The organism is Rhizocola hellebori (genome assembly GCF_016862955.1).
In the GTDB taxonomy this organism is placed as follows: Bacteria; Actinomycetota; Actinomycetes; order Mycobacteriales; family Micromonosporaceae; genus Rhizocola; species Rhizocola hellebori.
In genome coordinates this window covers 1-20,015 of record NZ_BONY01000095.1, presented here as the reverse complement: position 1 = coordinate 20,015, position 20,015 = coordinate 1, and the positions used below count along the sequence as shown (strand labels likewise).

Sequence of the window (20,015 nt, the reverse complement as noted above, 5' to 3'; positions counted from 1 at the left end):
GGCTAATCTTTACCAATGCGCGTGCAAGTCACCCGCGCCAAGCGCATTGTTGTCAAGGTCGGCTCGTCATCGTTGACGACCGCCAGCGGCGGGCTCGACCCGGCGCGGCTGGCAGACCTGGTCACCGCGCTGGCGGTCCTGCCCCAAGAGATCGTGCTGGTGTCCAGCGGCGCCATCGCCGCCGGGCTCGCGCCGCTCGGGCTGCGCAGGCGACCGCGGGACCTGGCCACGCAGCAGGCGGCAGCCAGCGTGGGCCAGGGCAGGTTGGTGCACGCCTACACGGAGGAGTTCGGCAAGCATGGCCGGGTGGTGGGGCAGGTGTTGCTGACCGTCGACGACGTGACCCGGCGCGCCCACTACCGAAACGCGTTCCGCACCTTGCGCAAGCTGCTCGACATGAAGGTCATCCCAGTGATCAACGAGAACGACACGGTGGCCACCGAGGAGATCCGCTTCGGGGACAACGACCGGCTCGCGGCGCTGGTGGCCGCGCTGGTGCAAGCGGACCTGCTGCTGCTTCTGTCCGATGTGGACGCTCTCTACACCGGTGACCCTTCGTTGCCCGACTCGCGGCGCATCGCCACGGTAAGGGACTTTGCCAAGCTCGCCGACGTCTCCGTGGGTGGGGTGGGCAAGGCCGGCGTCGGCACCGGCGGAATGGTGACGAAGGTGGAAGCGGCCAGAATCGCCAGCGGCGCCGGCATTCCGGTCATCCTGACCTCCGCGTCCCTTGCCGCCCAGGCCCTGCGCGGCGAAGCGGTGGGCACGCTTTTTTCTGCGGGGGTACCAGGTGCAGCCCGCCTGCACTGGCTGGCCCACGCCACCACGCCCAGGGGCCGGCTGACCCTCGACGCGGGGGCGGTCAGCGCGGTGGTCGACCGGCGCGCGTCGCTGCTCCCGGCCGGGGTCACCGCCGTCGAGGGCGCCTTCATCGCCGGCGACCCGGTGGACCTGCTCGACACCTCCGGGCGCGCCGTGGCCCGTGGTCTGTCCAATTACGACGCTCTGGAATTGCCTGCCCTGCTTGGAAAGTCGGGTCACACCGAAGTGATCCACCGAGATGACTTGGTGTTGCTATGAGCATCTATGAAAAGGCCCGCGCGGCCAGCATCACGCTCGCCTCGGCGCTGCGCACCCAGAAGGACGCCGCGCTGCTCGCGATGGCGTCCGCGCTGGAAAGCAGCGCCGCCGCGATCATCGAGGCCAACGCGGCTGACGTTGAGGTCGCCCGCAAGTCGGGCACCCCCGAGTCCACAGTGGATCGTTTGCTGCTGACGCAGGCCCGCATCGGCGGCATGGCTCAGGGCCTGCGCGACATAGCGGGCCTGCCCGACCCGGTCGGCGAGGTGGTACGTGGCGGCACCCTGGCCAACGGGCTGCAGGTGCGCCAGATCCGGGTCCCGTTCGGGGTGGTCGGGATCATCTACGAGGCACGGCCCAACGTGACCGCCGACGCGGCCGGGCTGACCCTTAAGTCGGGCAATGCCGTGCTGTTGCGGGGCTCGGGCTCGGCCGCGCGTTCCAACGCCGCGATCGTGGCGGCTCTGCGCTCCGCGCTCGCCGCCACCGGTCTTCCCGCGGACGCGGTACAGCTGGTGGATTCGTCCACTCGCGACAGTGTCAAAGAGCTGATGCGGGCGCGTGGTCAGGTCGATGTGCTGATCCCGCGCGGGGGTGCTTCGCTGATCCGCACGGTGGTCGAGGAGTCCTCGGTCCCGGTCATCGAGACCGGCGTGGGCAACTGCCACATCTACGTGGACGAGTCCGCCGACCTCGACATGGCGCTTCGCATCCTGCTCAACGCCAAGGTTCAGCGCCCTTCGGTCTGCAACGCGGCCGAGTCGCTTCTGGTGCACGCGGCGGTCGCCGACGAGTTCCTGCCTGCGGCGATGAAAGCCTTGGCGGACAACGGGGTCACCGTGAACACCAACGAGGAGGACTTCGGCACCGAGTTCCTCTCGCTCGAAATCTCGCTCAAGATTGTCGATTCCCTGGACGACGCGATCGCCCACATCCGCCGCTACGGCTCCGGGCACTCGGAGGCCATCATCACCTCGTCGGTGCGCGCCGCGGCGCGCTTCACCGACGCGATCGACGCCGCCGCTGTCCTGGTCAACGCCTCGACAAGGTTCGTCGACGGTGGCGAGCTGGGCTTCGGCGCCGAGATCGGCATCTCCACGCAGAAGCTGCACGCCCGGGGCCCGATGGGGCTACCCGAGCTGACCAGCACCAAGTACGTCATCACCGGCGACGGCCACATCCGCGCCTGACGCACGGACCTGGCAGGGAGGGCCGCCTGGCGGCCCGACCGGTGCGCGCGGGAGCTACGGCGGCCGCCAAGCACGGACAGGCGCAAGGAAAAGCCTTTAGCGGCAGGCTCTGATGGCGTTGAGGGTGACCTCGACGTCGAAGAGCTCGCCGTCGTCGGAACTCCAGCCACCGTCTGAGCGCTGGGTTTCGGCGAGACGACGCCGCGCGCCGGTGAGGGTCCAGTCGTCCTCGGACATGCCGCTGCGGCGCAAGGCGGCGGCGAGCGCGGCCGCGTCACCGCCGGACATGGTGGGAAGCCGGTCTTGCAGCACGCCCTGCATCCGGGCGGCCTCATAGAAGTTGCCGACCTTGAACATCACGGCCGCCCCGAGCCAGCCGGCCACCAGGAAGGAGGGCCAGGTGCCGTCGGGGTTGAGCGATTCGCGGACGAAGTCGGCGGCCCGCTGGACCGTCTCCTCGTAGCCCTCGGTGACGGCAAGCCAATAGGCGGCGTTGGCTGTCAGGTAGAGAGTGGCCTCCGGGTCGCCCGGCGTGGCCCAGGGCGGGGCGTCGGCGGCCAGCGCGGCGTCCTCCTGCCAGGTGCCGTCGGGGCGTTGCCGGGAAGCCAGCCAGTGCAAGGCACTGCGCGCGGGATGCCGGGACAGGCCACCGAGATCGTCGAGCTGCCAGAGCCGGAAGCAGGTGGCATCGATCGAGGGCACGCGGCCGCTGTAAAACGCAGGCCAGCCGCCGCCGAGGGTGATGCCCGCCTCGGCCGCGTTGAGCACGCCCTCGCTGGGCTGGGTGCCGCTGCGCAGGAAGGAGAGCCGCGCCCGGTCAACGGGGTCGCCTTTCGCCACTACGAAACCGATTGCCGCGTCGAGGTCCACCACGTTGAAGGAGCCTAACGTAAGGCCTCCAAGATCTCCCTCAGTGGGCGGCCTTGGAGCTCTCCCGCGAAGCCGGCGAAGTCGGCTGAGGACAAGGGTGAGGTCCTTGGCCGTGGGCCTCATCGGCTGGGAAGTGACTGGCAATCCTGCTCATCGGGCAGCAGCGGGCGGAACTGAACGAAGTAGAGCTTGTTGTTGCTCTTCCAGGCGCCATGGGTCGGGGCCGCCGCGGCGAGCTTGGCCACCTGGGCGAGCTTGTCACCGGCAAATACCACGCAGCGGGCCGCGGCCAGATCCTCGAAGGGCCAATCCTTCGGCGCGGGAAAGCCTTCCGGAAGCTCGATGTCGCCGAGCGGAAGATTCGACACCGCCATCGCCGGATAGTCGTAGGGAACCGGCGCCGACAGCTCCGAACCCAGCCAGGAAGCCAGATCCTGCAACTGTTTGCGGAAAGCCATGAGCCGTTCACGCACCGGCGTGAGCGGATCGCCCTGCATCGCCGGCGGCCAGTCGGCGCCCTCCACCATGACCGAATGCACGCGCCCCTTGTGGACCACCGTGAACCGGGTCGGCCCCACATCCATGACACCCGGCTCGCCATAGTCGGTGGTCGTGGTGAGTCCGGCGGCTATCGCCCCCTGCAAAAAACGTTCCAGACCGGCCGGAGTCAGCCTGCGCAACTCCGGATTGGGCAGAGCCTTCTCAGACCCGCGGGCGGTGACAATCACGCGCCCATCGGCATAGACCACCAAGGGCACCGGAACGGGCTCACCGGGCCCGGAAAACCCGAGCAGGTCCTGCATCTTGAAGACCAGCTCGGGGCCACCGGGCACGGCTGACGCGGCCGGTGGGCCCGCCACGGGTTCCTTGACGGAACCGCAACCGGCGAGACCCACCGAAACCATCAGAGCAAGCAGAACACGGAGGGACGTGTGCATGCCTCTATGAAATCAGTAACTCGGCAGCGACGGGTCGACGGTCTTCACCCACGCGAGCACCCCGCCCTGCACGTGCACGGCGTCCTTGAAACCGGCGGCCTTCAGCGCGGCGAGCGCCTCGGCCGAGCGCACCCCCGACTTGCAGTGCAGCACGATCTGCTTGTCCTGTGGGAACTGCGACAGCGCGTCGCCGGAAAGGATGTCGCCCTTGGGGATCAGCACCGCACCCGGGATCCGCACAATCTCGAACTCGGCGGGCTCGCGGACGTCGACGAGGTACATCTCCTTGCCCGCGTCCTGCCAGTCCTTCAGCTCACGGGCGGTGATAGTCGAGCCGATCACCGCGTCGGCCGCCTCCTCGGAGACACCGCCGCAGAAGTCCTCATAGTCTTCGAGCAGATCGGTGACGGTCGGGTTCTCGCCGCACAACGCGCACTGAGGATCCTTACGCACCTTGATTTTGCGGTACGTCATCTCGAGCGCGTCATAGACGATCAGCGACCCCACCAGCGGCTCGCCTGTCCCGGTGAGCAGTTTGATGGCCTCGGTGACCTGGATCGAGCCGATGCTCGCGCACAGCACCCCGAGCACACCACCCTCGGCGCAGCTGGGCACCATGCCCGGCGGCGGCGGCTCCGGGTAGAGGCACCGGTAGCACGGGCCGTGCTCACTCCAGAAAACGCTCGCCTGACCGTCGAAGCGGTAGATGGAACCCCAGACATAGGGCTTGCCGAGCAGGACAGCGGCGTCATTGACCAGATAGCGGGTGGCGAAATTGTCGGTGCCATCGACGATCAGGTCGTACTGAGCGAAGATCTCCTTGACGTTGTCGCGGTCAAGCGCGGTGTTGTGGATGACCACGTTCACGTATGGGTTGATCTCGCTGATCGACGCGGCGGCCGACTCTGCTTTCAAACGCCCGATGTCGGACTGGCCATGGATGATCTGGCGCTGCAGGTTGGACTCGTCAACGGTGTCGAACTCGACGATGCCCAGCGTGCCGACGCCGGCCGCGGCCAGGTACATCAGCGCCGGCGACCCCAACCCACCCGCACCCACACAGAGCACCTTGGCGTTCTTCAGGCGTTTCTGCCCCGTGACTCCGACGTCAGGGATGATCAGATGACGGCTGTAGCGGCGGACTTCGTCCACGGACAGGGACTCGGCGGGCTCGACGAGTGGTGGCAACGACATAACGGCATTCTCCCCCTAGCCGGTAGGGAACGTCATGCGACGTCCGCCACTATGGAACAGGATCTCCGGCGTAACGCTTCCCATCGACGTACGGCCATGGATTGGCGATGCAGCCTTCGAGGCCGAGGGTCTGGCGAAACATAGTGGGGGCGAGCTTGCCCGGCCCGGGACACGATTCGTGACCGCGGCCCAGCTCGTGACCGACCTCATGGTTGATGACGTACTGGCGATAGGTGTCGAGCGGGATGGCTCCGTTGACGAAATCGGGGACCGACAAGCGCCATCGATCAAGATTGATGATGACCTGGCGCACCTGGCGGCACGAGGTGAACGGGATGCCGTCGACCCGGATGTCCAGACCGCTGACGCTGCACATTTCATCGGCGGTTTCGCGGGTCACCAGATAGATCGTGAAGTCGTAGGTCGCACCCGCTGCCACCCGTTGCAAGCGAACCTGCTTGCCCGCTATCCAGCTACGGGGATCGCCGAGCGTCTTGTCCACCATCTCGGTAAAAACATCGATCTCCATCGCCGCCTCGGTCTCCACGGCGATCCGGAACCGCTTGAGGCTGCCGGCGGTGCCGAGGATCGGGCCGCCGGTCTTGCCGATGACGAACTTCCCGCTGCCGGACTTGGCGAACTCCCCCGGCATCTGCAGCAGGGGAGGTGGCGGGCCGGTCGGGCTGGGGCTCGTGGTCACCGTAATCTTGGCCGGCTCGGTGGCGTTGACCTCGTCGGGTACGCCACGCAGCATCCCCAGCGCCACCAGGACGACGCCGATCCCGAGCAGACTGAATGCCCAGCCGGTGCGGCGCCGGCGGGCCTGAATACGCGACACCCGGCTCAGGGTAGTAGAGCTGCCAGGCGGCGGTTCACCGCACTGAGGGTGGCTCGCACCACCGCTCGGCGCGGGTCGCCGGACACCAACGCGGACCCGGCCAGCTGCTCCACCCAGCCGCCGCACACCAGCAGGACCACCACCACGGCCACGTCGCAGCTGCCCATCGGCACCAGGGCGGCATGCTCCACGAAACACCGGCCGGTCTCGCCGGTCGAGGTGCCGTCGCGCAGCAGATCGTCGACGGCCGCCGCGGTCGCGGCCGCACACAGCCGCAACACATAGGCATCCACGGCTGGCCCGCTGGCCACCCCGCTGGCTTGCCGGTCGCCGGTGTTCAGCCGCACCTCGACGGTGGCGTCCAGGCCGAACGTGCTCGTCTGGACATGCTCGATGATCGCCCGTGGGCCCTGATCGCGATCGGTGGCCAAAGCCGGCGGGCTGGCCCCCTGCTCGCTCTCGGCATTGGACTTCCAGGTGGCGGCGGCGCGCTCCGACGGGCGAAGCTCGGTCACCGGCCGGCGCGGCACGCTGACCGGATGACGTCGGCGCGGCTCACGCTGCGCCTGCTCGAGGCGGTCGAACCTGTCCAGGCGCGGCGGAGGCGACTGATCGGGCCAGTTCTCGGTGGCCGGTGGGGGCGCCGCGCCAAGCCCGCTGCGCGGTCTGGGCGGCACGACGCTCGGGGTCTCCGGCACCGGCTGCTCGGCGGCCTGGGCCGGGATGACCGGCGGCCCGGGTGGGCCCATCAACGCGGCGTCGATGCCCATCTGGTCCTGCAGCATCCGGGCCACCATGCGACTGATCGCGCCCGGGTCGGCCCCTTCGGCCAGCTCAAGACGCAGGTGGTGGGCACCGGTGGCGGTGGTGCGCATGCTCGCCTCACGAATGCCGGCCACATCGCGAACCGCCGCCAGCACGGCCTGCACATCGAAACCGTCCGGCCGTTCCGCCGGAACGTCCTCCCGCCTCAGGTGCGAAGCGATGCGGCTGAGCTGGGCCTTGTCCTTCAGCACCGGCTCATCGACCGCGACCTTGGCCTCCGGCGTGGACGCGGGCACGTCCGGCTCGGCCGGAATGCGCTGCGGCAGATCGTCGGCCTCGACGGCCTCGGCGGCGGGCTCTTCCGGCGCGACGGCGTGGACCTCCGGCTCGGTCAAGGCTTCCGGAATGGACGGCAGGTGCTCCTCGAACCTGGAGGAAAGCCGCGGCTCGAAGGTGGCAGGGCCGGCCGGATCAAGCTCGTCTGCGGTAGGCGGGCGGTAGGCCCGGCTCAGATCGGTGGTGACGCTCTCGCCGAGGCGGGCGGCCAGCTGGCGCTCGTCGACCTCATCGTCGTGCACAAAAGGGTTGTCGTGGCCGAGCAGCTCGGTGAAGGCCATCCCGAAGCGCTGGCCCAGCGTCAGCTGGGCGGCCAGCGGCGGGTCGTAGCCGGGATCGGGATCGGTCGGCTCTTCGATCGCCGGGATCGGGGGCGGCGGGTTCCACGCGACCGGAATCGGCGCCAGCGACGCGGGGTCGAGCTGCGGCAGGCCCTGTGGCGGAGTGGGGTCGTCGAAGGCGGCGTGGCGGGCGAACTCCGCCGACCGCTGGGCGAGCTCGTCGGCATACGGGTCTTCGGTCATCGAGGAATACGGGGTGAAACGCGGCTGAACAATCGTCGACGTCAGAGCATCGTCGGCCGGATCGGCTCCGGCCAGGGCCTCTATCCCCCGCCTGTCCGGCGAGGCCACGTTCCACGAAGTGAGCGGCTCAAAGGCGGGCTCAAGCGCAGCCCCCGCGCTCGACCACCCCTCCTGAGACGCGCGTTGCGCAGCCCAGGGTGAGCTATGGCCATTGACCACGCCGTCTTCAGCGTGATCACCTGACCGGTCACTTCCGGTTTGTCCTACACCATCCACCGTGCGCTCCTCGGTCGCCCCTTGCTGAGGCTACCGTGAACGGTGAATGACGATAAGTTGCAACGACGGGCCAGTTGACAAGATCCGTCTAACGGAGGAGATCTTATGACCGCGGCATCAAGCGCAACGGGCCGACCGACCCGGCTGCCGAGGTCCGCGCGACGTAAACAACTGCTCGCTGCCGCGCAGGACGTCTTTGTCGCCCAGGGCTATCACGCCGCCGCGATGGACGACATCGCCGAGCGCGCCGGCGTGTCGAAACCCGTTCTCTACCAGCACTTTCCCGGCAAGCTGGAGCTCTACCTGGCCCTGCTGGACACCCACTGCGACGCGTTCGCCGAGCGGATCCGCAGCGCTATGTCGGCCACCACCGACAACGCGGAGCGGGTACGCGGCGCGATGCGAGCCTATTTCGACTTCGTCTCCCACGAGAGCGAGGCCTTCCGCCTGGTTTTCGAATCCGACCTGCGCAACGAGTCAGCCGTGAGGGCCCGGGTCGACCGGATGGAGCGGCTCAGCGTGGAAGCGGTCACCGAGACCATCATGTCGGACACCGGCGTGAATCGAGCCCGCGCCGAAATGCTCGCCGCGGGACTGTGCGGGGCCGCTCAGGCCGCGGCGCGGTTCTGGCTCGCGGGTGGCCGCGCGGTCTCCCAAGAGGAGGCCGAACAGCTCATCACCACGCTGTCCTGGCGTGGCATCGGTGGCTTCCCGTTGCACCACGAACACTGAGCTAAAGTTCGGCTGGGATTAGGGAGGTCTCGCGTGGAGGTCAAGATCGGCGTGCAGTACGCCGCGCGCGAACTGGTCGTAGACAGTGCACAGACACCGGCCGAGGTGGAGGAGCTGGTGGCTGAGGCGCTCGCGTCCGGAAAGGTTCTGACGATCGTGGACGAAAAAGGTAGGCGTGTCATCGTTCCGGTCGACAAGCTGGCCTATGTCGAGATCGCCGAAACAACCACGAGATCGGTTGGCTTCACCGCGAGGTGAATGAATTTCTCACCACGTTTAGATGACCCGGCCCATGTCGACCCCGTACTATAGGCGAGTTGACATGGGCCGAAATCGGCCTTGTCGGCACGTGAGGCCCGTGGCACGCCCCTTGGAAGGCAGCCATGCGCGGCCCGTGCATAACCGACGAACAGCGCCCCTCGGCGTAAAACGGGGCGCACCTAACAAGGGCACCCCATAACCCCATGACAAATGCATCTGACAACAGCAAACCCACATTCGCGCAGCTAGGAGCCCGGCCAGAAACCGTGGCCGCCCTCGCCGCGATGGGCATCGAGAGAGCTTTCGCGATCCAGCAATACGCCCTTCCCATCGGGATCCGGGGCGGCGACATGATCGGGCAGGCTCCCACGGGGACCGGAAAGACGCTCGGTTTTGGCGTTCCAGTTATCGATCGAGTGCTATCCCCGCAGGACGGAGCCGACGGCGCGCCGCAGGCGCTGATCGTCGTGCCCACCCGCGAGCTCGGGCTTCAGGTCGCGAAGGACCTTGCCGGCGCGGGTAAGACCCGCGGCATCCGCGTGTTGCCGATCTACGGCGGCGTGGCCTACGAGCCCCAGGTGGAGGCGCTGCGCAAGGGCGTCGAGATCCTGGTCGGCACCCCGGGCCGCCTCCTTGACCTGGCCAAGCAAAAGCAGCTCAAGCTCGATCGCGTGCGCTCGCTCGTCCTCGACGAGGCCGACCGCATGCTCGACCTGGGCTTCCTCGACGATGTCGAAAAGATCCTGTCCATGCTGCCCGAAGACCGGCAGACGATGCTCTTTTCGGCCACGATGCCCGATCCGATCGTGCATCTTTCGCGGCGGTTCCTGCGCAATCCGGTGACCGTGCACGCGGGCCACGACGATGTGCCGGGCGTCAGCCCGCAGACCAAGCAGTTCGCCTATCGCACGCATCAGTTGAACAGGCTGGAGCTGTTGGCGCGCATCCTGCAGTCCAAGGAGCGCGGCCTAACGATGATCTTCACGCGCACCAAGCGAAACGCCGACCGGGTGACCGAAGACCTCGACTTCCGCGGCTTCGCCGCCGCGGCGGTGCACGGTGACCTCGGTCAGGGCGCCCGTGAGCGGGCCCTTCGCGCCTTCCGTACGGGCAAGGTCGACGTGCTCGTGGCGACCGATGTCGCCGCGCGTGGGCTCGACGTTTCCGGGGTCACCCACGTGATCAACTACGACTGCCCCGAAGATCCGGAGACCTACGTGCACCGCATCGGCCGCACCGGCCGGGCCGGTGCCACCGGAGTCGCGGTCACGTTCGTCGACTGGGAGGACATGCCGCGCTGGCGGCTGGTCGACAAGACTCTCGGCCTGGAAATCCCAGACCCGCAGGAGACCTACCACACGTCACCTTGGGTATATACCGATCTCGATATCCCGACCGACACCTCGGGCACCCTGCCCACCGCAGATCGGTCGCGAGTCGGTCTCGGCGCCGAGCACGAGGAAGACCTGGGCGGCGGGCGTTCCCGCCGTCGCACCACCACCAAGCGCGGCGGCTCCGACGCTCCGGCCGCGGAGCGCCCACCACGCCGCCGGCGCCGGATCACCGGCGAGGCTGAGCTGGTGACCGAGGAGGCCCTGGCCGATGCCGAGGTCAAGCCGCGTCGCCGCCGTCGTCGCGGTGGCGCGGAAGCCCCGGTGATCGTGGAGGGCGCGGCACCACAGGCCGACGACGCCACCGAGGCGGAGCGCAAACCGCGCCGTCGCGGGGCAGCCACAGCGGTCCTGGAGGCAGCGCCCGCCGAGGACAGCGCCGACGCCCCGAAGGCCCGCCGTCGCCGTCGTCGCCGCTCTGGCGGCACCAGCGGCTCGGCTGACAGCGCCGCAGAGTAAGACATCTACGCCGGGCCACACCCGGGACCGAAGGCGCGATTTCACGGAAATCGCGCCTTCGACCTTTCTCGAGCGGACGTTTCCCCGGCATTCGCGGCGATCACTTGCCCAGATACGCGAAACTGTGGTTAGCCTTACCTAACTTTTGCGGGTATCCTCTCGCCATGACGATCACTCCCTTCTCGTCGCGCCTGCGCACTGCGACGTGGGCAGACCATGCGTCGGCCGAGCAGAGCACGTTCCTGGCCGACCTGACGAAGGGACGGATTCCCCTTGCCGCGCACGCCGCGCTCACCGCTCAGCACTATCTGATCTATGAGGTACTGGAACAGGCCGCCCACGAGACAGCGAGCCCCTTTCACAGCCCAGCCCTGACCCGGCTACCCGCGCTCAAAGCCGACCTGGAGCACCTCGTAGGCGCGGCGGACTGGGCCGGCCTGCTGACGCCCACCACGGCCACGGCGGAGTACCTCGCCCGGCTGCGCGAGATCGCGTTCACCTGGCCGGGCGGATTCGTGGCCCACCACTACAACCGGTACCTCGGTGACCTGTCCGGCGGGCAGTTCGTCGCCCGCGCGATCGCCAAGGCCTACGGTCTCCGGCTGGGCGAGCCGGGACTGCTCTTCTACTCCTTCCCGCTCATCGACGATCTCCAGGCATTCAAGGCGGGTTATCGGTCCATGATGGACGCCGCCGAGTGGGACGAGGTGGAACAGGAGCGGATCATCGACGAGGTGAAGCTCGCCTACCGGCTCAACATCGACGTCCTCAACGACCTTGGGAAGGTTTATGTGAACCCGTTTCCGCCTGAGGTGGTCGCGCAGATCATGAAACACATGAACGACGACCACGCCGCCGACTCCGTGCTCATCTGCCGTGCCTTCGGCGGCCAGCCCGACGCCACCGCGGCCGTCATGTCCGGAATGGACGCTGACGGGATCGAGTTCGAGGTCACCGTCGGCGGGGCGACCCAGCCGACGCGAGTCCCGTTCAGCACCAGACTCACCCAGCGCGCCGAGGTGAGGGTCGAGGTCACCCGGCTCTACCACGAGGCCCGGGCCCGATTGGGGATGCCGCCCGCCTGAGGGTGGGAGACTTGGGCTCGTGGAAACGGCCCTGGACACTCTGGTCGCGCTCGCCGAAAGGTATTCCTTCGCCGACGTCGCCGCCCTGGTCGCCATCGGCGCGGGCGGGCACAGGCTGACCACCCGCGAGGTGGCCCAGCTGCAACAGCTCTGCGCCTTCGGGCAGCGGCTCATCGACTTGGACGCGGAGGACTTCGGGCGCACCGATGCCGCTTCCGGCTCGAACGTGGAACACGGCTTCGCGGCAGGGGGCCAGGGTGACTCGGTACCAGAAAAATTGCTGGTAAGGGCCCTTGAATGCCGAATGCCGCAGTCTCCCCGCGAGAAGCACCGCGGCGCGCTCGGAAGTCTGCGCCCGGCCTACGAGTTGCTGCTCGAAGTCATCAAGGCGCGCTTCGCTCGCCGGGAGACCATGCTGGTGGTCGCGACAGTCCACATCGCCAGCGAATACGCGCCGTTGCTGGCATGGGAAAACGTGCTCGGGCACGCCGGCGACCCGGCCCGCCTCCACACCGCGGTGACGGGTGAGGGCTCGGTGTGGGGAGAGTTCGAAGATCGGAACTGCCCGCACACCAAGCCGGAAAAGTCTGCGGCGAAACGGGTTCTGACCGTTGCCCGAGAGAACGCCACGGGCTGGCGCAGCTATCTCGACCGGCAGCACTCCAACGTGTCCCGCGCGCTCGCGGTGTGCGCGGCCGCGTGCCGTCAGCCCTGCACCGTCTACACGCGACTGTCGCAGCCGCAGGCCGAATCGGTCACCCACGGCAGCAAACTTGCCTTGGCGCTCAACGATTCCGCGATTCTGCGGTTGCGTCACAGCGCACCGGTCGGGCACGGCTTCGGCGTCCCCTCCCCCGCCGAGGTGCTGCAGGCGTGGGACCATACGCGAGAATCGTTGGCGCGCATAGAACCCGCCATCGAGCAGGACGACGGCTACCCGCTGCCGGGCTTCGCCACCTTCGTCAGCACGCTGGCCGGACAGCCGATGAAAGCGGCAACGCTGCTTGCCGACACCTCGGAAAGCATCACCGCTGTGCTTCGAGCAGCGTCGCCAGCGCGGGTTTGACCTGCCACTCCTGCAACAGGCGGGACAACTCCGGGTCGGGGCTGCTCTGTCCGGTTTGGACAGCACGGATCAGCGCGTTGCGAGGCGTGTGCGCGGAATCGATGAACTCCACCACCTCCACCGCATAGCCCTCCTCGCGCAGCAGTGCCCCCCGGACGGCATCGGTGAGCACATCCGCGAAGCGCTCACGCAGGATGCCGTGCTCGGTGAGCAGGCTGGCCTGGTGACGCCGAAGCTGGCGAGACACATCCTTGTGGCAGCAAGGCGCGGCGAGAATCCAGCGCGCCTGCCACTGCACCGCGCGGGCCAGCGCGTCATCGGTCGCCGTGTCACAGGCGTGCAGCGCCAGCACCATGTCGGGCCGGTCCACCTCCGCGTCGGCGATGCTGGCAGCCACGAAACGCACCCGGTCTGCCCAGCCAAGCCGTTGCGCCACTTCGGTATTACGCGCGCGCTGATCCTCGCGCAGGTCGATACCGGTAAGACGCACGTCGATGCCCTTGCTCGACAGGTACCGGTAGGCGGCGAAGGTCAGATAAGCGTTGCCGCAGCCGAGGTCGACCACGTGCAGCGTCGGCGGGAGGTCGGCGGGAAGCTGACGCAGGAAGGCATCGACCTGCCGCCGTTTGGCCGCGTTGCCCCCGATCACGTCGAAGAGCGGGTCGCCCGGATCGAGCAGGTGCTCCTTGGCCCGATCGTGGGTGGTCGGCTGCGCCGCGGCGACCTGGCCGGATCGGTGCATGACCGCGCCCTTCTTGGTGGTCTGCAGCCGCACCGTCCCGTGCGAGGTCTCCACCACCCAGCTGCCGAACGGCTCGGCCAGCAACTTGTCGATCTCAGCCCGATCGCCCGGACGAAGGTTCACGGTGGTCGGGCGCTGACCATCGTCGGTGACCAGCTGCCACCGCTGCCCCGCCTTGACCTCGATCGGCCGCAGCGTCGCGGTGCGCACCGCGGGCGTGCCGTCCCGGCGCTGCCCGCTGGCCACCGCCCGGATCAGCCCCGGGGATAGCAGCAGCTCACGAACCTCGTCCAGCGCCTGTTCCAACGAACCCATGAACTAATTCTGGCGCGCGCTCAGAAGTTGGGGTCGGGCTGGTTGCCTACCCAGATGAAAAAGATCACTAGACCGATGACCACGAGCGCCCCCAGGGCGGTAGCTATCCAGCCGACGATGATGCCGGCCATCGCCATGCCCTCGCCCTGCTGATTCCTTTCCCGGACCTGACGCCGCGCGACATGGCCCAGGATCGCCCCGACCGGCCCGGCGATGATGCCGCCCACGCCGTAGAAGCAGACCCCCATCAGGGCCACCAGCGAGGTGACCATCGCGCCGATCGCCATGCCGTTGGTGGGCTTCACGACCGGATAGCCGTAGCCGTACGCCGCAGGGGGTGGCGTCCAGTTCTGCATCGCGGGCGGCGGGGTCTGATCACTCATGCGGCAAAGAGTAGGCGCTGCCTGCTACTGGCGTCAGGTTGGACAAACCGGCAGGATCAACCCTATGGGTATCGGCGCGAGTTCAGATTTGTTCCGGTTGGATGGCAAAGTCGCGGTGGTGACCGGCGCGGGAAGCCCGCACGGCATCGGCTACGCGACCGCCAATCACCTCGCCGGTCTCGGCGCAAAGGTGGCCATCGTGTCGACCACGCGGCGCATCCACGAACGCGCGGGCGAGCTGGGAGTGCTCGGCTTCGTGGCCGACCTGACGCTGGAAGCCGAGGTCGGCGCGCTGGCCGACGCGGTGACCGAGCAGCTGGGCGAGGTCGACATCCTCGTCAACAACGCCGGGCTCACCAGCCGGGCCAGCGTCGAGGTCATCCGTCCGGTGGCACAGCTGCCGATCGACGACTGGCGAGCCGAGATAGACCGCAACCTCACCACCGCTTTCCTTTCCAGCCGCGCCTTTCTGAGCGGGATGGCCGAGCGCGGCTGGGGCCGCATCGTCAACCTCTCCGCCACCGCCGGGCCGGTCAACGCCCTGCCCGCCGAGGCCGGCTATGCCGCAGCCAAGGCCGGGGTGCTGGGCCTGACCAAGGCGATGGCCATGGAGCTGGTGGCCGACGGCGTGACCGTGAACGCGGTCGCTCCGGGCACCATCCACACCTCCGCCTCCACCCTGACCGAGATCAAGCAGGGGTACGAGACACCGATGGGCCGTCCCGGCACGCCCGACGAGGTGGCCGCGGTCATCGCGTTCCTGTGCTCCCCGGGCGCCAGCTACATCACAGGTCAGATGCTGGTAGTTGATGGCGGTCAGAGCGTGCGCCAGGGCTGAGGATCACCGTCGCCACCCCGGCCAGCAGCGCGGCCACCCCGATGATCGAGGCCGCGGAGAGGTTCTGGCCGAGCCACACCCAGCCGAGCAGAATCGCGCCCGGCACCTCCAGCAGGGTGACGACCGCGACCGTGGTGGCCGAGACCTTGCGCAGGGTGTAGTTGAACATCGAATGGCCCAGCAGCTGCGGCCCGACGGTGATACCCACGATCGCCAGCCAGGTCCCGGCGTTGTACCCGGTCATCGGCACCCCGGCCACCACGCAAACGACCAGCAGGGCAGCCGCGGCCACCCCGTAACACACAGTCGTATAGGTGGTTGTGCTCACCTGCTGGCGCACACGCCCGCCGAGTGTGGTGTAGACGGCCGCCATCACCGCGCCGCCGAGGGCCAGCGCGTCGCCGAGAAGAGCTCGCCCGCCGAGGTCGGCGTCGGCGCCTGTCGCTATTACGACACCCGCCAACGCCACGCCCATCCCGAGCCACGCTTGCCGGCCCAGCGGCCGTCCCCGCCACGCCGAGAACAGCCCGGCCCAGATGGGCTGGGTGCAGACCAGCGCGGTGGCGGTGGCGATGCTGGTCAGCTTCACGCTTGGGATCCACATGCCGAAATGGGCCGCCAGCGCTATTCCGGCCAGGACACTGTCACGCTTGTCGATCCCGAGCAGCTCCTTGCGCCTGGTGGCGACCGTGACCGGGGCCAGCACCCCGGTCGCGAGAGCATTGCGCCAGAACGCGATCGCCAGCGCGGGCGCGGCGGCATAGACAATCATTGCTGCCGACGAGGAAACCGCTGCCACGCCTAGGGCGAGAGCAGCGATCGTGAGTGGATCCCATCTGGCACGCATGCGCAGGAACACTAACGATCGCTACAACCCGTACCATCAGCGCATGACGGATCCGCTCATCGAGGAGGCCTCGAAGAAGGCCGCGATCGCCTGGATCGCCGTGGACGGCGGCCTCGACTACGCCGTGTGGTGCCTGCCCCTGGAGACAGGCCTGGTCGTGGTCACTGGCCCCGGTGAGCAAGACCTGCCCGGCCTGGAGAACGCCACCACGGTGAAGGTGAGCCTGCGCGGAGACCACGGCGGTGCCATCGTGCACTATCCAGCGATCGTCGAGCGGGTGCGGCCCGAGAACGAGCTGTGGGAAGTCATCACGCCGCAGCTCGCGTCGAAGCGGCTCAACGCCTCCGGCACCTCCGAGGACCTGATCGCCCGGTGGGGGCGAGAGTGCGCGGTCTATTCGATCAACCCGGCCGGCGAGCCGTCGGCCCCCAGCGCCGAGTCGGGCGCGGCCGAGCCGCGGCCCAGCACGGCAGCCAACGCGACCCGCAAACCGTTCAAACTGCATCGAGTGAGAAGCAACCGCACATAGCATTCATATGTGCCCACGGTCACCAGGGTCTTCATAGCCCGGCTCGCTGGGCTGGCCGTCTATGACCCCAACGGCGAGCAGGTGGGCCGGATTCGCGATGTCGTGGCACGGCTTCGCTCGGGCGGGCGCCGCCCACAGGTCGTCGGGTTCATCGCGGAAATGCCGATGCGCCGGCAGATCTTCCTGCCCATCGGACGGGTGATCTCGGTCGACCCGGCCAGCATCGTGCTCAACTCGGGCGTGGTCAACCTGCGCCGCTTCCAGCAGGGCCCGGCGGAGCTGCTGGTCCTCGCCCAGCTTCTCGACCTGCGAGTGACCACCCCAACCGGGGCGACGGTGACCGTGGTCGATGTGGCGATGGAGTCCGACCGGCCCGACCAGTGGGCGCTGGGCCGGGTGGCCGTCCAGGAGCTGGGTGGGCGGCTGGGCCGGCGGGGACAGCTTCGCCAATTCGACTGGGAGGAGCTGACCGGTCTCGTTGAGCCCACCACCATCCAGGGCACCGAATCGCTGCTGAACGTGCTGGAGAAGATGCGCCCGGCCGACCTGGCCCATGCCGTACAGGAGCTGCCGCCCGAGCGCAAACATGCCGTGGCCGCGGCGCTGGACGACGAACGCCTCGCCGACATGCTGGAGGAGCTACCCGAACGCCAGCAGGTCGAAATCCTTGCCCGCCTTGACCATGAGCGGGCGGCCGACGTACTCGAGGAAATGGACGCCGATGATGCGGCCGACCTCCTCGCCGAGTTGCCCCCGCACGAACGCGCGCTGCTGCTCGACCTGATGGCGCCGGAGGAGTCGGCACCCGTCCGGGCCTTGATGAAATACCTGCCGAACACGGCCGGCGCGGTGATGACGAGCGAGCCAGTGATCCTCACCCCCGACGCCACGGTCGCCGACGCCCTCGCGCGGATCCGGGAACCGCACCTGTCCCCGGCCGTCGCGGCGCAGGTGTTCGTCACCCGCTCCCCCGTCGACACGCCGACCGGGCGCTATCTCGGTGCCGTGCACTTCCAGCGGCTGCTTCGCGAGCCGCCCGGGGACCTGCTCGGTGGTGTGCTGGACAACGACATCGACCCGCTCGACCCGCAGCGGCCGCTTGCCGAAATCACCCGGCGCATGGCCACCTACAACCTGGTCGCCATGCCGGTTGTCGACGAGAGCGATCGTCTCGTGGGCGCGGTCACCGTGGACGATCTGCTCGACCACCTCCTGCCCCGCGACTGGCGTGAGCAGCATGAGTGATCGCCTCGACCAGCCGCGCGCCCCGCGCGGCTTCCGGCTGCCCCGCCTGGACACGGAAGCCTTCGGCTCGTTCGCCGAAAAGTTCGCCCGGTTCATGGGTACCCCGAACTTCCTGGCCTGGATGACGATATTCGTCACCGTCTGGCTCATCCTCAACCTCGTCGGTGTGTTCGGGTTGCGCTGGGACCCTTACCCGTTCATCCTGCTGAACCTTTTCTTCAGCACCCAGGCCTCCTATGCGGCGCCGCTGATCCTGCTCGCGCAGAACCGGCAGGCCGACCGCGAGCGCGTCTCCATCGACGAGGATCGTCGCCGCGCCACGGCACAGAAAGCCGACACCGAATTTCTCGCCCGCGAGATCGCTGGGCTGCGGATGGCGCTGGGCGAGGTGGCGACCCGCGAGTTCGTGCGCTCTGAGCTGGCCAAAATCGTCGAGGAGCTGGACGATGCGGCCGATCGGCGGCAAAGGATCAGCCGCGCTTCGCAAGGGGCATGAAGCGCGGCGTGATACCTAGATGGTGCCATGCCTCACCCCGTTAAGCGAGAGAAGATTCATGATCACCGTTCGGGGTACCATGGCCGCATGCCCGCCACCGCACTGTTAGCAGCGCTCGAAAAGGTCAACGATCCTGAGATCCGCCGGCCCATCACCGACCTTGGCATGGTGGAATCCGCCGTCGTCGTGCAAGGCGTGGCACAGGTGCGAATTCTGCTCACAGTTGTCGGCTGCCCGCTGAAGGACAAGCTGCGCTCCGACATCACCGCCGCCGCGATGACCGTCGATGGCATCTCCAGCGTCGAGATCGACTTTGGGGTGATGACGACCGAGCAACGGCAGGGCCTGCAGGCGAAACTGCGCGGCCCGGGCGCGGCCGAGCCGGTGATTCCCTTCGCCCAGCCCGGTTCCCGCACAAGGGTTTACGCCGTCGCCTCGGGCAAGGGCGGCGTTGGCAAGTCCAGCGTCACGGTCAACCTCGCCGCCGCGCTCGCCGCGCGCGGCCTTTCCGTGGGCGTCATCGACGCCGACATCTACGGCCACTCGGTGCCCCGCATGCTCGGCGTCCAGGGCCGCCCGACCCAGGTCGAAGACATGATCATGCCGCCCCAGTCGCATGGCATCAAAGTCATCTCGGTCGGCATGTTCACCAGTGGAAACGCGGCCGTGGTCTGGCGCGGGCCGATGCTTCACCGTGCGCTGCAACAGTTCCTGGCCGACGTCTACTGGGGCGACCTCGATGTCCTCCTGCTCGACCTCCCGCCGGGCACCGGCGATGTCGCGATCTCGCTGGCCCAGCTCCTGCCCACCGCCGAGATCCTCATCGTGACCACACCCCAGCAAGCCGCGGCCGAGGTCGCCGAGCGCGCCGGTTCCATCTCCCTGCAGACCCATCAGCGCTTGGTGGGCGTCATCGAGAACATGTCGTGGCTCCTGCTTCCCGACGGGACCAAAATGGAGGTTTTCGGCACCGGCGGCGGTCAAGCCGTGGCCGAATCCCTCACCCGCCTCACCGGCGCCCGGGTCCCCCTGCTCGGCCAGATCCCGCTCGACACCCTCGTGCGCGAAGCCGGCGATGCAGGTACCCCCGTCGTCCTCTCAGCCTGGGACGCCCCCGCAGCCCGAGCCCTAACCGCCGTCGCCGACCAGCTCGCGCTCCGCCGCGAGTCCCTGGTCGGCAAACCGCTAGGCCTCAAACCCGCCGCCCGCTAACGCTTTCCGCCTTTCCCGGGTTCCTGATGCTGTGGCTGGTCGGCCCCTTGGCGGCCCTGCTGGCCCAGGCGCCTTCCCCGCTGCTCTTTCCCGCGGCTCTTTCCTGCGGCTCTTTCCTGCGGCTCTTTCCTGCGGCTCTTTCCTGCGGCCGGCCCACCGGTTTCCTTTTGCGCCGGTCCGCCGTGGTCCCTCGCCGTATCTCCCGGCGGCAACGCCACGCCCGTGCTTCCCCAACCCCACCCACCTCACCCTGCCTCGCCTGCCTTCCTCGTGGCAGCCGGCAACGATGGCGGCTGCGGGCAGGTATAGCGCGCGCTGCCCACCCCCGGCCGCACTTCTGCATTAGTCGGGCGCCCGGGGCCGCGCATCGGGCCGGTTCGACGGCGGGAACCGCTGGCAGGGG

At 68.3% G+C, this 20,015-nt stretch carries 20 protein-coding genes; 12 read left to right on the top strand and 8 right to left on the bottom strand.

Annotated elements, in window-relative coordinates:
• The first annotated feature begins 15 nt into the window (after positions 1 to 15).
• Together proB and Rhe02_RS42360 are read left to right on the top strand one after the other, a co-directional pair.
• Positions 16 to 1,080, top strand: coding sequence for a glutamate 5-kinase (gene proB / locus Rhe02_RS42365; RefSeq protein ID WP_203914177.1), 1,065 nt, complete (start codon positions 16 to 18; stop codon positions 1,078 to 1,080).
• Positions 1,077 to 2,270: a glutamate-5-semialdehyde dehydrogenase gene (locus tag Rhe02_RS42360; protein ID WP_203914176.1), complete on the top strand. Its 1,194-nt coding sequence runs from the start codon at positions 1,077 to 1,079 to the stop codon at positions 2,268 to 2,270. The genes proB and Rhe02_RS42360 overlap by 4 nt, the downstream gene beginning before the upstream one ends.
• Positions 2,271 to 2,366: 96 nt before the next feature.
• Here Rhe02_RS42360 and Rhe02_RS42355 read toward each other — a convergent pair whose 3' ends face one another.
• The 5 genes from Rhe02_RS42355 to Rhe02_RS42335 form a co-directional block, all read right to left on the bottom strand.
• Positions 2,367 to 3,143 carry a prenyltransferase/squalene oxidase repeat-containing protein gene (locus Rhe02_RS42355; RefSeq protein ID WP_203914175.1) on the bottom strand — a complete coding sequence of 259 codons (777 nt, stop codon included), beginning with the start codon at positions 3,141 to 3,143 and terminating at the stop codon, positions 2,367 to 2,369.
• A 116-nt stretch (positions 3,144 to 3,259) separates the two neighbouring features.
• Positions 3,260 to 4,078, bottom strand: coding sequence for a hypothetical protein (locus Rhe02_RS42350; protein WP_203914174.1), 819 nt, complete (start codon positions 4,076 to 4,078; stop codon positions 3,260 to 3,262).
• 12 nt (positions 4,079 to 4,090) lie between these two features.
• Positions 4,091 to 5,272 carry an adenylyltransferase/sulfurtransferase MoeZ gene (gene moeZ / locus Rhe02_RS42345; RefSeq protein WP_203914173.1) on the bottom strand — a complete coding sequence of 394 codons (1,182 nt, stop codon included), beginning with the start codon at positions 5,270 to 5,272 and terminating at the stop codon, positions 4,091 to 4,093.
• 49 nt (positions 5,273 to 5,321) lie between these two features.
• The gene (locus tag Rhe02_RS42340) at positions 5,322 to 6,110 is read right to left on the bottom strand and encodes a DUF3152 domain-containing protein (protein WP_239124407.1); all 789 of its coding nucleotides are present in this window, start codon (positions 6,108 to 6,110) and stop codon (positions 5,322 to 5,324) included.
• 5 nt (positions 6,111 to 6,115) lie between these two features.
• Positions 6,116 to 8,011 (bottom strand): flagellar biosynthesis protein FlhF, encoded by a 1,896-nt coding sequence (locus tag Rhe02_RS42335; protein WP_203914172.1) that lies wholly within the window; start codon positions 8,009 to 8,011, stop codon positions 6,116 to 6,118.
• Between the two features lie 105 nt (positions 8,012 to 8,116).
• On the opposite strand from Rhe02_RS42335, the gene Rhe02_RS42330 reads away from it, so the two are divergent.
• The 5 genes from Rhe02_RS42330 (at position 8,117) to Rhe02_RS42310 (ending at position 13,005) form a co-directional block, all read left to right on the top strand.
• On the top strand, positions 8,117 to 8,743 hold the full coding sequence (locus Rhe02_RS42330) for a TetR/AcrR family transcriptional regulator (protein ID WP_203914171.1): 627 nt from the start codon (positions 8,117 to 8,119) through the stop codon (positions 8,741 to 8,743).
• Positions 8,744 to 8,776: 33 nt separating this feature from the next.
• A complete protein-coding gene (locus Rhe02_RS42325) occupies positions 8,777 to 9,001 on the top strand; it encodes a DUF3107 domain-containing protein (protein ID WP_203914170.1) in 225 nt (74 codons plus the stop codon).
• Between the two features lie 206 nt (positions 9,002 to 9,207).
• Positions 9,208 to 10,854: a DEAD/DEAH box helicase gene (locus Rhe02_RS42320; protein ID WP_203914169.1), complete on the top strand. Its 1,647-nt coding sequence runs from the start codon at positions 9,208 to 9,210 to the stop codon at positions 10,852 to 10,854.
• 164 nt (positions 10,855 to 11,018) lie between these two features.
• Positions 11,019 to 11,939, top strand: coding sequence for a biliverdin-producing heme oxygenase (locus Rhe02_RS42315; protein WP_239124406.1), 921 nt, complete (start codon positions 11,019 to 11,021; stop codon positions 11,937 to 11,939).
• A 19-nt stretch (positions 11,940 to 11,958) separates the two neighbouring features.
• Positions 11,959 to 13,005 carry a hypothetical protein gene (locus tag Rhe02_RS42310; RefSeq protein WP_203914168.1) on the top strand — a complete coding sequence of 349 codons (1,047 nt, stop codon included), beginning with the start codon at positions 11,959 to 11,961 and terminating at the stop codon, positions 13,003 to 13,005.
• Here Rhe02_RS42310 and Rhe02_RS42305 read toward each other — a convergent pair.
• Positions 12,965 to 14,062, bottom strand: a complete 1,098-nt coding sequence (locus Rhe02_RS42305) for a class I SAM-dependent methyltransferase (protein ID WP_203914167.1) — start codon at positions 14,060 to 14,062, stop codon at positions 12,965 to 12,967. The two genes, Rhe02_RS42310 and Rhe02_RS42305, sit on opposite strands and share 41 nt — an antisense overlap.
• A 20-nt stretch (positions 14,063 to 14,082) precedes the next feature.
• Positions 14,083 to 14,445, bottom strand: a complete 363-nt coding sequence (locus Rhe02_RS42300; RefSeq protein ID WP_203914166.1) for a DUF4190 domain-containing protein — start codon at positions 14,443 to 14,445, stop codon at positions 14,083 to 14,085.
• A 64-nt stretch (positions 14,446 to 14,509) separates the two neighbouring features.
• On the opposite strand from Rhe02_RS42300, the gene Rhe02_RS42295 reads away from it, so the two are divergent.
• Entirely contained in the window at positions 14,510 to 15,283 is a 774-nt protein-coding gene (locus Rhe02_RS42295; RefSeq protein ID WP_203914165.1) for an SDR family NAD(P)-dependent oxidoreductase, read from the top strand.
• Here the strand turns inward: Rhe02_RS42295 and Rhe02_RS42290 are convergent.
• Positions 15,231 to 16,130, bottom strand: a complete 900-nt coding sequence (locus tag Rhe02_RS42290; RefSeq protein ID WP_203914164.1) for a DMT family transporter — start codon at positions 16,128 to 16,130, stop codon at positions 15,231 to 15,233. The two genes, Rhe02_RS42295 and Rhe02_RS42290, sit on opposite strands and share 53 nt — an antisense overlap.
• A 43-nt stretch (positions 16,131 to 16,173) precedes the next feature.
• On the opposite strand from Rhe02_RS42290, the gene Rhe02_RS42285 reads away from it, so the two are divergent.
• From Rhe02_RS42285 to Rhe02_RS42270, 4 genes are all read left to right on the top strand, one after another.
• On the top strand, positions 16,174 to 16,659 hold the full coding sequence (locus Rhe02_RS42285; protein WP_203914163.1) for a hypothetical protein: 486 nt from the start codon (positions 16,174 to 16,176) through the stop codon (positions 16,657 to 16,659).
• A 9-nt stretch (positions 16,660 to 16,668) separates the two neighbouring features.
• Positions 16,669 to 17,904, top strand: coding sequence for a magnesium transporter MgtE N-terminal domain-containing protein (locus Rhe02_RS42280; protein WP_203914162.1), 1,236 nt, complete (start codon positions 16,669 to 16,671; stop codon positions 17,902 to 17,904).
• Positions 17,897 to 18,400: a DUF1003 domain-containing protein gene (locus tag Rhe02_RS42275; RefSeq protein ID WP_203914161.1), complete on the top strand. Its 504-nt coding sequence runs from the start codon at positions 17,897 to 17,899 to the stop codon at positions 18,398 to 18,400. Before Rhe02_RS42280 ends, Rhe02_RS42275 begins: the two co-directional genes overlap by 8 nt.
• A gap of 87 nt (positions 18,401 to 18,487) precedes the next feature.
• Positions 18,488 to 19,612 carry an Mrp/NBP35 family ATP-binding protein gene (locus tag Rhe02_RS42270; protein WP_203914160.1) on the top strand — a complete coding sequence of 375 codons (1,125 nt, stop codon included), beginning with the start codon at positions 18,488 to 18,490 and terminating at the stop codon, positions 19,610 to 19,612.
• The last annotated feature ends 403 nt before the right edge of the window (positions 19,613 to 20,015 follow it).

Coding starts and splice junctions, on each gene's coding strand:
- proB (WP_203914177.1), top strand. CDS start 16: ATGCGCGTGCAAGTCACCCGCGCCAAGCGCATTGTTGTCAAGGTCGGC.
- Rhe02_RS42360 (WP_203914176.1), top strand. CDS start 1,077: ATGAGCATCTATGAAAAGGCCCGCGCGGCCAGCATCACGCTCGCCTCG.
- Rhe02_RS42350 (WP_203914174.1), bottom strand. CDS start 4,078: ATGCACACGTCCCTCCGTGTTCTGCTTGCTCTGATGGTTTCGGTGGGT.
- moeZ (WP_203914173.1), bottom strand. CDS start 5,272: ATGTCGTTGCCACCACTCGTCGAGCCCGCCGAGTCCCTGTCCGTGGAC.
- Rhe02_RS42330 (WP_203914171.1), top strand. CDS start 8,117: ATGACCGCGGCATCAAGCGCAACGGGCCGACCGACCCGGCTGCCGAGG.
- Rhe02_RS42320 (WP_203914169.1), top strand. CDS start 9,208: ATGACAAATGCATCTGACAACAGCAAACCCACATTCGCGCAGCTAGGA.
- Rhe02_RS42315 (WP_239124406.1), top strand. CDS start 11,019: ATGACGATCACTCCCTTCTCGTCGCGCCTGCGCACTGCGACGTGGGCA.
- Rhe02_RS42305 (WP_203914167.1), bottom strand. CDS start 14,062: ATGGGTTCGTTGGAACAGGCGCTGGACGAGGTTCGTGAGCTGCTGCTA.
- Rhe02_RS42300 (WP_203914166.1), bottom strand. CDS start 14,445: ATGAGTGATCAGACCCCGCCGCCCGCGATGCAGAACTGGACGCCACCC.
- Rhe02_RS42295 (WP_203914165.1), top strand. CDS start 14,510: ATGGGTATCGGCGCGAGTTCAGATTTGTTCCGGTTGGATGGCAAAGTC.
- Rhe02_RS42290 (WP_203914164.1), bottom strand. CDS start 16,130: ATGCGTGCCAGATGGGATCCACTCACGATCGCTGCTCTCGCCCTAGGC.
- Rhe02_RS42285 (WP_203914163.1), top strand. CDS start 16,174: ATGACGGATCCGCTCATCGAGGAGGCCTCGAAGAAGGCCGCGATCGCC.
- Rhe02_RS42275 (WP_203914161.1), top strand. CDS start 17,897: ATGAGTGATCGCCTCGACCAGCCGCGCGCCCCGCGCGGCTTCCGGCTG.
- Rhe02_RS42270 (WP_203914160.1), top strand. CDS start 18,488: ATGCCCGCCACCGCACTGTTAGCAGCGCTCGAAAAGGTCAACGATCCT.